Annotated in this window: 1 protein-coding gene; it reads left to right on the top strand. The window is 57.7% G+C overall.

Annotated features, from left to right (window positions below):
* The first annotated feature begins 24 nt into the window (after positions 1–24).
* Entirely contained in the window at positions 25–270 is a 246-nt protein-coding gene (locus SB717_RS35275) for a DUF4224 domain-containing protein (RefSeq protein ID WP_410854091.1), read from the top strand.
* Positions 271–279 lie beyond the last annotated feature (9 nt).

Raw genomic sequence — 279 nt, 5'->3', positions numbered from 1 at the left:
CCGACGCCTAGGAGGCGACATTCGATGAGCGAGACGTTTCTTACTGAAGAAGAAGTTGGCGAACTGACAGGCATCCTGACGGGGCGCCGCGGGAAGAGACGCGAGGAGCTGCAAGCCGAATGGTTGCGTTCCGTGGGAATCCCATTTTGGGTGAATGCTCGCGGTCGGCCGATCATCCCGCGTACTGCAATCGAAGGTAGGCCCACTACTGCTGAACCACCGAAGAAGAAGTGGGTGCCAAAGGCCCTACGCGAGCAATCCGAGGACTGATTTGATGAA

Origin of the sequence: Priestia sp. SIMBA_032 (assembly GCF_046535215.1) — a bacterium.
Lineage (GTDB): Bacteria > Bacillota > Bacilli > Bacillales > Bacillaceae_H > Priestia > Priestia aryabhattai.
The sequence above is the reverse complement of the archived record's forward strand: the minus strand, read 5'-3'. Positions and strand labels throughout refer to the sequence as shown.